The sequence below is a fragment of the Trinickia sp. HAY1-2D genome (assembly GCF_056754935.1).
The window spans coordinates 3,466,251-3,478,767 of the sequence record NZ_JBPGWX010000002.1; the positions used below are offsets into that span (position 1 = coordinate 3,466,251).

General features: G+C 65.0%; 9 protein-coding genes and 1 pseudogene. 5 read left to right on the forward strand and 5 right to left on the reverse strand.

Annotation, left to right across the window (positions count from 1 at the left end):
* Window positions 1-5 precede the first annotated feature (5 nt).
* The 5 genes from nadA to purN all read right to left on the reverse strand — a co-directional run bounded on the left by nadA (window position 6) and on the right by purN (window position 6,192).
* Window positions 6-1,151 carry a quinolinate synthase NadA gene (gene nadA / locus ACR9ZC_RS23165; protein ID WP_481582055.1) on the reverse strand — a complete coding sequence of 382 codons (1,146 nt, stop codon included), beginning with the start codon at window positions 1,149-1,151 and terminating at the stop codon, window positions 6-8.
* Window positions 1,152-1,286: 135 nt separating this feature from the next.
* Window positions 1,287-2,483, reverse strand: coding sequence for a DesA family fatty acid desaturase (locus ACR9ZC_RS23170; protein ID WP_481582056.1), 1,197 nt, complete (start codon window positions 2,481-2,483; stop codon window positions 1,287-1,289).
* 181 nt (window positions 2,484-2,664) lie between these two features.
* Window positions 2,665-3,990 (reverse strand): mechanosensitive ion channel family protein, encoded by a 1,326-nt coding sequence (locus tag ACR9ZC_RS23175; protein ID WP_481582057.1) that lies wholly within the window; start codon window positions 3,988-3,990, stop codon window positions 2,665-2,667.
* 68 nt (window positions 3,991-4,058) lie between these two features.
* Complete coding sequence (locus tag ACR9ZC_RS23180; protein WP_481582058.1) at window positions 4,059-5,462, reverse strand: RsmB/NOP family class I SAM-dependent RNA methyltransferase; 1,404 nt, start codon at window positions 5,460-5,462, stop codon at window positions 4,059-4,061.
* 82 nt (window positions 5,463-5,544) lie between these two features.
* Window positions 5,545-6,192: a phosphoribosylglycinamide formyltransferase gene (gene purN / locus ACR9ZC_RS23185; RefSeq protein WP_481582059.1), complete on the reverse strand. Its 648-nt coding sequence runs from the start codon at window positions 6,190-6,192 to the stop codon at window positions 5,545-5,547.
* A gap of 149 nt (window positions 6,193-6,341) precedes the next feature.
* On the opposite strand from purN, the pseudogene ACR9ZC_RS23190 reads away from it, so the two are divergent.
* The 5 genes and pseudogenes from ACR9ZC_RS23190 to dut all read left to right on the forward strand — a co-directional run.
* Window positions 6,342-7,265 (forward strand): annotated as a pseudogene (locus tag ACR9ZC_RS23190) (bifunctional riboflavin kinase/FAD synthetase); the annotation flags it as partial.
* Between the two features lie 66 nt (window positions 7,266-7,331).
* A complete protein-coding gene (gene ileS / locus ACR9ZC_RS23195) occupies window positions 7,332-10,169 on the forward strand; it encodes an isoleucine--tRNA ligase (RefSeq protein WP_481582060.1) in 2,838 nt (945 codons plus the stop codon).
* On the forward strand, window positions 10,169-10,669 hold the full coding sequence (lspA, locus tag ACR9ZC_RS23200) for a signal peptidase II (protein WP_331568432.1): 501 nt from the start codon (window positions 10,169-10,171) through the stop codon (window positions 10,667-10,669). The genes ileS and lspA overlap by 1 nt, the downstream gene beginning before the upstream one ends.
* A gap of 95 nt (window positions 10,670-10,764) precedes the next feature.
* Complete coding sequence (gene coaBC / locus ACR9ZC_RS23205) at window positions 10,765-11,979, forward strand: bifunctional phosphopantothenoylcysteine decarboxylase/phosphopantothenate--cysteine ligase CoaBC (protein WP_481582061.1); 1,215 nt, start codon at window positions 10,765-10,767, stop codon at window positions 11,977-11,979.
* A 65-nt stretch (window positions 11,980-12,044) separates the two neighbouring features.
* Window positions 12,045-12,491, forward strand: coding sequence for a dUTP diphosphatase (gene dut / locus ACR9ZC_RS23210; protein WP_331568434.1), 447 nt, complete (start codon window positions 12,045-12,047; stop codon window positions 12,489-12,491).
* Window positions 12,492-12,517 lie beyond the last annotated feature (26 nt).

Sequence of the window (12,517 nt, forward strand, 5' to 3'; positions counted from 1 at the left end):
GCTCGTCATGCGGCACCCACGTTGGCAAAGAGCGCAGCGTCGCGCGCGAGATCGCCGCTTGCCTGGACGCGCGCCTTGCGCTCCGCCGCGAAAGCAAGCATCCGGTCGATCGGCAGGCGAGCCCGCTCGCCGATGGCGCGATCGACGAAGATTTCGTTCGTCCCCCGCTCCAACACGTCGGCAAGATTCGCAACGCCGTTCATCGCCATCCACGGGCAATGCGCGCAGCTCTTGCAGGTTGCGCTGTTGCCGGCGGTCGGCGCTTCGATGAACGTCTTGCCGGGTGCGGCGAGGCGCATCTTATGAAGAATGCCGAGATCGGTCGCGACGATGAAGTGAGTCGCCGGCAGCCGCCTGGCCGCGTCGATGAGCTGCGTCGTGGAACCGACGACATCGGCTTGCGCCACCACGCTCTCCGGGGACTCCGGATGGACGAGGACCTTCGCCTCGGGGTATTCGGCGCGCAGCAAGTCGAGCTCGATGCCCTTGAACTCGTCGTGTACGAGGCAGGAGCCTTGCCACAGCAGCATGTCGGCGCCCGTTTTCTTCTGGATGTATTGACCCAGATGGCGATCGGGCGCCCAGAGAATCTTCTCGCCGCGCGCGTGCAGATCGGCAACGATCTCGAGTCCGATGGACGATGTGACCATCCAATCCGCCCGCGCCTTGACCGCGGCGCTCGTATTCGCATAAACGACTACGGTGCGATCGGGGTGCGCGTCGCAAAACGCCGAGAACTCGTCTGCCGGACAGCCGAGGTCGAGCGAGCACGTCGCGTCGAGATCGGGCATCAGGATGCGTTTGGCAGGGCTCAGGATTTTGGCTGTTTCGCCCATGAACCGGACGCCGGCGACCACGAGCGTCTGCGCCTCGTGATCGCGGCCGAAACGGGCCATTTCGAGCGAGTCGGCAACGCAGCCGCCCGTCTCGTCGGCCAGTTCCTGCAGCTCCGGATCGACATAGTAATGCGCGACGAGCACGGCCTTCTCGCGTACGAGCAACTCACGGATACGTGCCTTGAGTGCCTTGCGCTCTTCGGGCGACGGCGCAGGCGTGACTTTGGCCCACGCCTGCCCGACGCCGCATACCGCGCCGGCCGCGCTCGTTACGAGCGGCTTATCGAACTCGACAGTCTTGATCGTCGAAGCCATCTTGATCTCCGGTCCCATACCAGGGGCGCTTGGGCCATTCCGCTTGCGGCCCATGTATAGCTGACGCTACAAAAAACAACACCCCGCCAGCGCGGGGTGTTGTGTGACGTCTCGAAATTTTAATGGAATTCGCGCTCAGGCGTATCGGCGCAGCCGCAGGGCGAACTCCTGCAGCGCTTTGATGCCGCTTTGTTCGGCGCGATGACACCAGTCCTGCAACTGAGCCAGCAACTGTTCGCGCGAAGCGTTGGAACGATCCCAGATTGCGGCCAGCTCCTCGCGCAGCTCGATGAACGTGCGCAACGTCTGGCTGTCGGCGAAAATCTCGGGGAGCTGACGTTTCTGCGGTTCGTCGAGGCCTTCCTTCTCCTGGTGGAACCACGTGCGCGCGTTGCGCATCAGCATGTACTTTTCGCGCGCGCCGATCTCCTTCAAGCGCGCAAGCTCCTGGCGATACGCGCGCTTGACCGTCTTCGCGTAGCGCGCCATGACCTCGTAGCGATTCGAGAGGACGGCCTGCAGCGTGTCGTAATCGAGCGCGGGTTTGCGTGCGATGAGACGCGGTGTCGGCGCGAGCTTCTTCACCTTCGCCAGCCCCAGCACCGACAGAATGCGGATATAGGCCCAGCCGATGTCGAACTCGAACCACTTGTTCGACAGCTTGGCCGAGGTCGCATAAGTGTGGTGATTGTTGTGCAGTTCCTCGCCGCCGATCAGGATGCCCCAGGGGAAGATATTCGTGCTCGCGTCAGCGGAGTTGAAATTGCGGTAACCCCAGAAGTGCGCGAGGCCGTTGACGACGCCAGCCGCCCAGAACGGGATCCAGATCATCTGCACGGCCCATACGCTGAGGCCGACGATGCCGAAGAGCGCCACATCGACCACCATCATCAGGCTCACGCCGAGGATCGGGTAACGCGTATAAACATTGCGCTCCATCCAGTCGTTGGGCGTGCCGTGGCTGAAGCGGCGGATCGTTTCCTCGTTCTTCGCTTCGGTGCGATAGAGTTCGGCCCCTTCGAGCAGCACCTTCCAGATTCCGCGCGTTTGGGGGCTGTGCGGGTCTTCCTCCGTTTCGCACTTGGCGTGGTGCTTGCGGTGAATCGCCGCCCACTGACCCGTCAGCATGCCGGTGGTCGTCCAGAGCCAGAAGCGGAAGAAATGACTGGCGATGGGATGCAAATCGAGCGCGCGGTGAGCTTGGCAACGGTGTAGGTAAACCGTCACACCGATGATCGTCACGTGCGTGACGGCTAGCGCGAAAAGCACGATCTGCCACCATGAGAAACGGAGCAAGCCGTGCGCGAGGAAATCGAGCAAGGAATTCAACAAGGCCTTTACCTGTGGAACGACGACGCCAGCCGGGGCTCGCGACTGTCAGAAAAACGAAAGCAACGGTTGAAACAGATGAACATTGTACTGCAATGATCGCAAGTCGTTGTAACAAAAAAGGTTTCCTGCGCCGCAGCAGCCGCTTTGCCCTGCGGCATGTGGCCGCATCGGGCGCGCCGCCTTACGATGCTTGCGCCACGTCCTTTGCCGTCGGCTCGCTCGTGCCGACGATACGCACCTCGCGAGTCGGATAGGGAATCGCGATGCCGTGCTCGCAAAAAAGGCGCCAGATGTTGCGGTTGACCGCGGAGCGCACGCCGGCCGTCCCCTTGGCCGCGTCCTCGATCCAGAACCCGAGCTCGAGATTGATACCGTCGGCGCCGAACGAAACGAAATAGGGCGCGGGTGCCGGGTCCTCGAGCACGCGGTCGACGCCGCCTGCCGCTTGCGCGAGCAACGCCATCGCGCGATCGATATCCGAGTCGTAGGCGACTTGCACAGCGGCTTTCGCGTAGCCGCGCGTGAGAAACGACGAGTGGTTCTGAACGACGTCGGTGATGAGTTTTTCGTTCGGAACGAGCGTCTCGATGCCATCCAGGCCACGCACGGTCGTATAGCGGGTGCTGATCCGGGTCACGAGCCCCTGCAGCCCGCCGACGTTGATCGTGTCGCCGATCCGCAGTGACCGGTCGATCAGGATGATGAAGCCCGACACGTAGTTGCTCGCGATCTTCTGGAGCCCGAAGCCCAGGCCGACGCCGAGCGCGCCGCCGAACACGCCGAGCACGGTGATATCGATGCCGACGAGCGAGAAGCTGATCAGCACCGCGGCCAGAATCAGCAGCGCGCGGCCCGTGCGGGCGAGCACGACGCGCAGATTGGTGTCGATCGAGCGCGCCCGCATGAGGCGCTCCTCGAGCATCGAGCCCGTCCACATCGCCACGATCAGCGTGGCACAGACCCAGAGCGCGCCCGTCGCAATGGACAGCAGCGTCATACGCTCGTTGCCGACGCGAAAGCGCACCGAATCCATCCAGTGCAACACCTGCTCATGGATGCCCAGCACGAAGAGCACCATCCCCACCCAGACCACGACACTCACGATCTTTTCGGCGATGGAAAGCCAGGCGTGCGCATGGCCGTTGCGGCCGAACACACGTCGGGCAACGAAAAAAACGATATAGATCAGCGCGATACCGATGAGCGGCACCAATGCGAGTTCGAGCAGCGACGTCGACATGTCGTCTTCGAAGACCGTCTCCTCGATCCATACGAGGACACCGCCAAGCAGCGGAAACAGTGCCTTGTGCAGACTCTCGGCGCCGAAACGCGCCGGCTCGTGGCGCGCGCTGCGGCGCGAATCGAGCTTGCGGCGCACGACGCGCGCGAGCAGCCACGCGACGAGCAGTGCCCCGACGAGCATGCCGGCCTGCCAGAGCATCACGGGCTGACCGAAGTCGCGGATCAGGCCCGCGACCATATGGGAAAGAATGCGGTTTTGCGTCATCTCGAGGGACTCCAGGCGCCGGCCGCCGGCATGGGCGGACGCGCCCAGGCACGGCGTTCGGCCGCCGCTCAGGCACGGCGTTCGAGCACAGCGGCGAAAAAGCCGTCCGTCGCATGGCGATGCGGCCAGAGCGAAAGATACTCCCCCATCTCGAGACCGATGCGCTGCTCCGCGAGCACGGCGCTCGCAGGCACGAGCGCAAACTCCGAGTGCTCGGCCAGAAATTGAGCGACGACCGCCTCGTTTTCCGCTTCGAGCACGCTGCAAGTCGCATAGACGAGCCGCCCGCCCGGCTTCACGAGCCGCGCGGCGCTCGCGAGAATCGAGGCCTGCTTCGGCGCCAGCTCCTCCACCGACGCCGCGCTTTGCCGCCACTTGAGATCGGGATTGCGGCGCAGCGTGCCGAGGCCACTGCACGGCGCGTCGACGAGCACGCGATCGATCTTGCCGGCGAGCCGTTTGATCTTGATGTCGTGCTCGCTGTCGATGTGCACCGGATGGACGTTCGAGAGACCGCTGCGCGCAAGCCGCGGCTTGAGCTTCGCCAGACGCCGTTCCGCGACGTCGAACGCGTAGAGCCGCCCCGTCGAGCGCATCGCGGCACCGAGCGCGAGCGTCTTGCCGCCCGCCCCCGCGCAAAAATCGACGATCATCTCGCCGCGCCGCGGCGCGACGAGCGAGCACAGCAACTGACTGCCTTCGTCCTGCACCTCGACCCAGCCGTCCTCGAACACCTTGAGCTTCGTGAGCGCCGGCTTGCCGACCACTCGGACGCCGAGCGGAGCGAACGGCGTCGCGCCGGCTTCGATGCCGGCTTCTTCGAGCGCGGCCAGCACCTGCTCGCGGCTCGCCTTGAGCGGATTCACCCGCAAATCGAGCGGCGCCGGGTAGTTGAGGGCCGCCGCGAGCTGGGCCAGCTCGTCGGGCGCAAAACGCTTGGCGAGCGCCTCGACGATCCAGTCGGGCAGATTGGTCCGGATACGCAGCGGCAGGCTCTGCGGATCGATCTTCGCCACGTGCTCGAGCCAGGCGTTCTCGTCCTCGGAGAGGAACGGCCGCAGCGCGGAGCGCCCGGCCGTCTGCATGAGACCGAGCAGCGCAAGACGCCGCATGGGACCGCCGGTACCGCTTTCGGCCAGATGCGCGAACTCCATGCGCCGGCGCAGCACGGCGAACACGGCCTCCGCGATGAGGCCGCGCTCGTTGTGGCCGAGCTTCGGATGGGCGCGGAAAAAGCGGCTGGTCGTGGCGTCGGCGGGGCCCGTGAATTTGAGCACTTCCCCAATCAGTGCCTCGGTCTGGCCGACGAGAAAACCATGCAGCCCGCCTTCGCGCGAGCGAGCCGGCGCGGCACCGGCCGCTTTGGCCCCGCGCGGTGCGCGCAACGGGCGCGCAACGTGGCCGCGCGGCTTCGGCTGCGAAGCGGACGAGCTGGGCGAGAGGGGTTTCGATCGAGTAGTCTTTGTTTTCATGTTGCCTCCCGTCAGGCGCTGGCCGGGCGCGCAGCTGCCCCCGGCGCGGGCAGCCAACGAATATGAGCGCGATGAGGATTCATCACGCCTCTTGGTGAGTATCGGCAAAAAGCCACTGCGGCTCGGGCGGCGTCACGCTGACGCGCATGCCGTCGAGCGACAGGCGCCCCTGCACGAACCAGCGCACCGCGCGCGGATACGCCAGGTGCTCGCATGCGAGCACGCGTGCCGCGAGCCGGGCCGGGTCGTCGCCGGCCGCGATCGGCACGGCGGCCTGGATGACGATCGGCCCGTGATCGAGCTGGGGCGTGACGAAATGCACGGTCGCCCCGTGCACCGTCACGCCTGCTTCGAGCGCGCGCCGATGCGTGTGCAACCCTGGAAAGCTCGGCAGCAGCGACGGATGCACGTTCAGCATGCGCCCCGCGTAGCGTTCGACGAAAGCGGTGGTCAGCACACGCATGAAGCCGGCAAGGACGACGAGGTCCGGAGCGAAGCTGTCCACGACACGCGCGAGCGCGGCGTCGAACACCTCGCGCTCGGGATATTCGCGATGATCGACGATGGCCGTGGCGATGCCTTCGCGCGCGGCGAACGCGAGCCCGGATGCGTCTGGACGGTTCGCGATGACGGCGGCGATGCGGGCGGGCCACCCTTCGTGCGCCGCCGCGCGCACGATCGCTTCCATATTGCTGCCCCGCCCGGAAATCAGAATTACGATGTTCTTCATCCGGCGATTTTATCATTGGGGACCTGCGAGCCAGCCACGGCGGCGCCGTCCGACGCCCCGAACGTTTATAATCTCTTGTTTTGCGGCGCCGGCAAGGCGCGCATCGATCCTTGGCCTAGCGGCATCGCGCCGCTCACTCGACGGTTATCGTGAGAGTCTTCCGCGGTCTTCCCAATGCCGAAAGCCGCGCGCCCTGCGCGCTGACGATCGGCAATTTCGACGGTGTCCACCGCGGTCACCAGGCATTGCTCGCGCGCGTGCGCGAAGCCGCCCGCGCGCGCGGCCTGCCCGTCTGCGTCATGACGTTCGAGCCGCATCCGCGCGAATTCTTCAATCCCGCCGGCGCGCCGCCGCGTATCGCGATGCTGCGCGACAAGCTGGAGGCGCTGCGCATGAACGGCGTGGACCGGGTCGTCGTCGAGCATTTCAACCGCACGTTCGCGAGCCAGTCGCCCGATACGTTCGTCGAGCGCATCATCGTCGCGGGCCTGCACGCGCGCTGGGTGCTCGTCGGCGACGATTTCCGCTACGGCGCCAAGCGCGCCGGCGATTTCGCCTTGCTGCGCGCGGCCGGCGAGCGCCATGGCTTCGAGGTCGAACAAATGGACACCGTCGCCGACGCGGCCGGCGCACGCATCTCGAGTTCGGCCGTGCGGGCCGCGCTGGTCGCGGGCGATCTCGACACCGCGCGCGCCGCGCTCGGACGCGACTACGTCATCAGCGGCCATGTCGTGCACGGGCTCTCGCTCGGGCGGGACCTCGGCTTTCCGACGTTGAACCTGCCGATCGCCCACAAGCGCCCCGCGCTGGCCGGCATCTTCGTCGTGCGGGTGCACGGCATCGAGGCCGAGCCGCTACCGGGCGTCGCGAGCCTCGGCGTGCGCCCGACCGTCGACGACTCCGGCCGTGTGCTGCTCGAAGTGCACCTGCTCGACTGGCATGGGGACGCCTATGGCAAACTCGTGCGCGTCGAATTTCTGAAGAAGCTGCGCGACGAACAAAAGTACGTCGATCTCGAAACGTTGAGCGCGGCGATTGCGCGCGATGTCGCGAACGCACGCGCTTACTTTGCCTGAGGCCGTCCGACACCTGTAAAGAGAGCCTGCGGACAGGCGCCCACCGTTTTCAGCGATTTCACCATGAGCGACAAAAAAGCCGATTCGAAACCCCAGGCCAAGTATCCGGTCAACCTGCTCGACACGCCGTTCCCGATGCGCGGCGACCTGCCCAAGCGCGAACCCCTGCGGGTCAAGGAATGGGAGGACGAGCGCGTCTACGAGAAGATCCGCGCCGCCAGCGCAGGCCGGCCCCGCTTCGTGCTGCACGACGGCCCGCCCTATGCGAACGGCGACATCCACCTCGGGCACGCGGTCAACAAGATTCTCAAGGACATCATCGTCAAGTCGCGCAATATGGCCGGCTTCGATGCGGCCTATGTGCCCGGTTGGGACTGTCACGGCATGCCGATCGAGATCCAGATAGAAAAACAGTACGGCAAGTCGCTGCCGGCGGCCGAAGTGCAGCGCAAGGCCCGCGCCTACGCTGCCGAGCAGATCGAAAAGCAGAAGGCCGGCTTCAAGCGTCTGGGCGTGCTCGGCGATTGGGACAACCCGTACAAGACGATGAACTTCGGCAACGAGGCCGGTGAAATCCGCGCGCTCGGCAAGATTCTCGAAAAGGGCTACATCTACCGCGGCCTGAAGCCCGTGAACTGGTGCTTCGATTGCGGCTCCGCGCTCGCCGAAGCCGAAGTCGAGTACAAGGACCGCACCGACCCTTCGGTCAGCGTGCTCTTCCCGTTCGCCGAGACGGAACCCGTTGCACGGGCGTTCGGCCTGAACGCGTTGCAGGACACGCAAGGCGGTATCGTGATCTGGACCACGACACCCTGGACGCTGCCGGCCAACCAGGCGCTCAACGTTCATCCCGAAGTCGTCTATGCGCTCGTGCAAACGCCCAAGGGCATGCTGATCCTCGCTGAGGAGCGCGTCGAAGCGAGCCTCGCCCTGTTCGGCCTGACCGGCCAGATCGTGGCAAGCGCGCCGGGCGCGAAGCTGGCGAATCTGCGCTTCACGCACCCGCTCGCGGATGCCCATCCCGGCTACAAGCGCACGTCGCCCATCTACCTCGGGGACTACGTGACGACCGACACGGGCACCGGCATCGTTCACTCGTCACCGGCCTATGGCGTCGAAGACTTCGAATCGTGCAAGGCGCACGGTCTGGCCGATTCGGACATCCTCAACCCGGTGATGGGAGACGGCCGCTACGCCGAGTCGCTGCCGCTTTTCGGTGGGCTGTCGATCTGGAGCGCCAACCCCAAGATCATCGAAGCATTGGATGTGGCGGGGACACTGCTGCATACCGAAAAGTACCCGCACAGCTATATGCACTGCTGGCGCCACAAGACACCGATCATCTACCGCGCCACCTCGCAATGGTTCGCGGGCATGGATATCACGCCGAAGGACGGCGGCGCGACGCTGCGCGAAACGGCGCTCGCCGGTGTCGAGGCAACGGCGTTCTATCCGTCATGGGGCAAGCAGCGGCTTCACAGCATGATCGCGAACCGTCCCGACTGGACGCTCTCGCGTCAGCGTCAATGGGGCGTGCCGATGGCGTTTTTCGTCCACAAGGAGACGGGAGAGCTGCATCCGCGCACGCTTGCGCTGCTCGAGGAAGTCGCCCAGCGCGTCGAGCAAGGCGGCATCGAGGCGTGGCAGGCGCTCGACGCACGCGAGCTGCTCGGTGAGGACGCCAATCTCTACGAAAAGAATCGCGATACGCTCGATGTCTGGTTCGATTCGGGCACGACGCATTGGCACGTGCTGCGGGGCTCGCATGCGAATGTCTCGCAGTTTCCGGCGGATCTTTACCTCGAGGGCTCAGATCAGCATCGAGGCTGGTTCCATTCCTCGCTGCTGACGGCTTCGATGCTCGACGGCCGCGCACCCTATCGCGCGCTGCTCACGCACGGCTTCACCGTCGATGGCGAAGGCCGCAAGATGAGCAAGTCGCTCGGCAACGGCATCGATCCACACGATGTCGCCAACCGGCTCGGCGCCGAGATCATTCGCCTGTGGATCGCCTCGACCGACTATTCGGGCGAGCTCGCGATCTCGGAGGAAATCCTGAAGCGCGTGACGGAAAGCTACCGGCGGATCCGCAATACATTGCGCTTTTTGCTCGCGAATCTGTCGGATTTCGACTTCACGAAGGACGCACGTCCGGCCAGCGAATGGCTCGAAATCGATCGCTACGCAGTGGCGCTCTCGGCCGAATTGCAGCGCGACATCCTTGCGCACTACGAGAAGTACGAATTCCATCCGGTTGTCGCCAAGCTCATGACGTACTGCTCGGAGGACCTGGGCGGTTTTTATCTCGACGTGCTGAAAGACCGGCTCTACACGAGCGCCCCGGATTCGAGCGCGCGTCGCGCGGCGCAAACGGCGCTCTACCACATCACGCAAGGCTTGCTGCGCGTGATGGCGCCGTTCCTGTCGTTCACGGCCGAGGAAGCGTGGCAGGTGTTCCAGCCGGGCAGCGACACGATTTTCACCGAGATCTACTACGCCTACCCCGAGGTGCCGGACGCCGGCTCGCTGCTCCAGAAATGGGCACTGCTGCGTGCGGTGCGCGGCAATGTGACAAAGGCGCTCGAGGAGGCGCGCGTCGCGAATCGGATCGGCTCGTCGCTGCAGGCCGAAGTGACGATCCGCGCGAGCAGCCCCGCTTACGACGCACTCGCGAGCCTCGGCGACGATCTCAAGTTCGTGCTCATCACCTCTGCCGCCCAGGTGGTCAAAGTCGATACGGAAGCCGATGAAGGTGTCGAAGTCGATGCTTCGACATACCTCAAATGCGAACGCTGCTGGCACTATCGGGCCGATGTGGGGGCACATGCGAATCACCCGACGCTGTGCGGCCGTTGCTTCAGCAACCTGTTCGGCGAAGGCGAGACGAGGAGCGCTGCATAATGGCCAAGACCCGCGCACTACCGACCAGTACGACGCTTGGCCCCTGGCTGGGCATCGCGCTCATCGTCATTCTTTTCGATCAGTTGACGAAGATCGCGATCATGAAGGTGTTCGCCTACGCCACGCCCTACGCGCTCACGCCGTTCTTCAATCTGTTCCTGGTCTTCAACCGCGGCGCCGCGTTCAACTTTCTCGCGACTGCGGGGGGCTGGCAGCGCTGGGCGTTCACCGCGCTCGGCGTAGCCGCGGCTCTCGTCATCGTCTATCTGCTCAAGCGCCACGGCAATCAACGGCTCTTTTGCACGGCGCTGTCGATGATCATGGGCGGCGCGCTCGGCAACGTCATCGACCGGCTCGTACATAGCCGTGTGGTCGACTTTCTCGATTTCCATGTCGGCGGCTGGCACTGGCCCACGTTCAATCTGGCCGACAGCGCGATCGTAATTGGCGCAATATTGCTCGTACTGGACGAATTGCGGCGCGTACGCGGCGCGCGTTGATGCGTGCGGCGCGCACTGCCGCGCACGTCGTCGTATTTTGTCGATGATTCGGCGCGCGGCGCTTGCGCTCCGCCCATGCGCCCCCGGAGGCAACGTTGGCAACCGCAGAACTCGCAGGAAAACACCTCGTATTGGGCATGACGGGCGGCATTGCCTGCTACAAGATCGCCGAGCTCACACGGCTTCTGACGAAGGCCGGCGCGACCGTACAGGTTGCGATGACAGAAGCTGCCACCCAGTTCATCACGCCGGTAACGATGCAGGCACTCTCCGGGCACCCGGTCTATACCAGCCAATGGGACCCGCGCATCGACAACAACATGCCGCACATCGATCTGTCGCGTACGGCCCAGGCTATCGTGATCGCACCCGCCTCGGCGGACTTTCTCGCAAAGCTCGCGCACGGCCGCGCCGACGACCTGCTCTCGACGCTGTGCCTCGCTCGCGATTGTCCGTTGCTGGTCGTGCCGGCCATGAATCGGCAGATGTGGGCGAATCCGGCCACGCAGCGCAATGTGGCGCAACTGCGCGCGGACGGCGTCGTGGTGCTCGGCCCCGACTCGGGTGCCCAGGCCTGCGGCGAAATTGGCGACGGGCGCATGCTGGAGCCGCAAGCCACGTATGAAGCCATCGCGTCGTTCTTTCAGCCGAAGTGCATCGCCGGGCGCCGCGTGCTGGTCACTGCGGGGCCGACGTTCGAGCCGATCGATCCCGTGCGCGGACTGACCAACCGCTCGAGCGGCAAGATGGGATTCGCGCTCGCCCGCGCAGCGCAGCAAGCCGGGGCCGAAGTCCGCTTGATCGCGGGGCCCGTATCGCTGGATACGCCGTGGGGCGTCGTGCGGCAGGACGTTGAAACGGCACAGCAGATGTACGACGCCGTCATGCAGACGGCGGCCGATTGCGACGTCTTCATCGCGGTTGCAGCCGTCGCGGACTGGCGCGTCGATCAGGCGAGCGCCGACAAGATCAAGAAGACGGCCGATGGGCGCGTGCCGTCACTCGCGTTTGTCGAAAATCCCGATATCCTCGCCACGGTCGCGCAGCTGCCTGACGCACCTTATTGCGTCGGCTTCGCGGCCGAAAGCAGCGAACTCGAAGCACATGCCCAGGAAAAGCGGCAACGCAAAGGCGTACCGCTGCTGATCGGCAACCTGGGCCCGCAGACGTTCGGACGCGACGACAACGAGGTCGTGCTCGTCGATGCGTCCGGCACCACGCGGCTCGCCCGCATGGATAAGAACGCACTCGCCGCCGCACTCATTCGCGAGATCGCGCGCCGGCTTCCCGATGCGAGCCTGATTTCCTAGCGGCACCCGCGCTCACGCGCTAATGGCTGAAGCTATTTTTTCGTTTTCTTCCTTTTACGAACGGCATGAAACTCGATCTCAAGATTCTGGACGCGCGCATGCGCGAAACGCTCCCGGCCTACGCGACGCCCGGCAGCGCGGGCCTCGACCTGCGCGCCTGCCTCGAACGGTCGCTCGTGCTCGAACCGGGTCAGACCGCGCTGGTGCCGACCGGCTTGGCGATACACGTCGGCGACGCCGGCTACGCGGCGCTGATCCTGCCGCGCTCGGGTCTCGGCCACAAGCATGGCATCGTGCTCGGCAACCTGGTCGGGCTGATCGATTCGGACTATCAGGGCGAATTGATGATCTCGACCTGGAACCGCGGACAGACGACATTCACCATCGAGCCGATGGAGCGCCTCGCGCAGCTCGTCATCGTGCCGGTCGTTCAGGCGCAGTTCAATATCGTGGACGATTTCGCGCAAAGCGAGCGCGGCGCCGGCGGCTTCGGCAGCACCGGCAAACACTGACGGCGCGGGCCGCCGTCGTTTTTCCG

Coding starts and splice junctions, on each gene's coding strand:
- ACR9ZC_RS23175 (WP_481582057.1), bottom strand. CDS start 3,990: ATGACGCAAAACCGCATTCTTTCCCATATGGTCGCGGGCCTGATCCGC.
- dut (WP_331568434.1), top strand. CDS start 12,045: ATGAAACTCGATCTCAAGATTCTGGACGCGCGCATGCGCGAAACGCTC.
- nadA (WP_481582055.1), bottom strand. CDS start 1,151: ATGGCTTCGACGATCAAGACTGTCGAGTTCGATAAGCCGCTCGTAACG.
- purN (WP_481582059.1), bottom strand. CDS start 6,192: ATGAAGAACATCGTAATTCTGATTTCCGGGCGGGGCAGCAATATGGAA.
- ileS (WP_481582060.1), top strand. CDS start 7,332: ATGAGCGACAAAAAAGCCGATTCGAAACCCCAGGCCAAGTATCCGGTC.
- lspA (WP_331568432.1), top strand. CDS start 10,169: ATGGCCAAGACCCGCGCACTACCGACCAGTACGACGCTTGGCCCCTGG.
- ACR9ZC_RS23180 (WP_481582058.1), bottom strand. CDS start 5,462: ATGAAAACAAAGACTACTCGATCGAAACCCCTCTCGCCCAGCTCGTCC.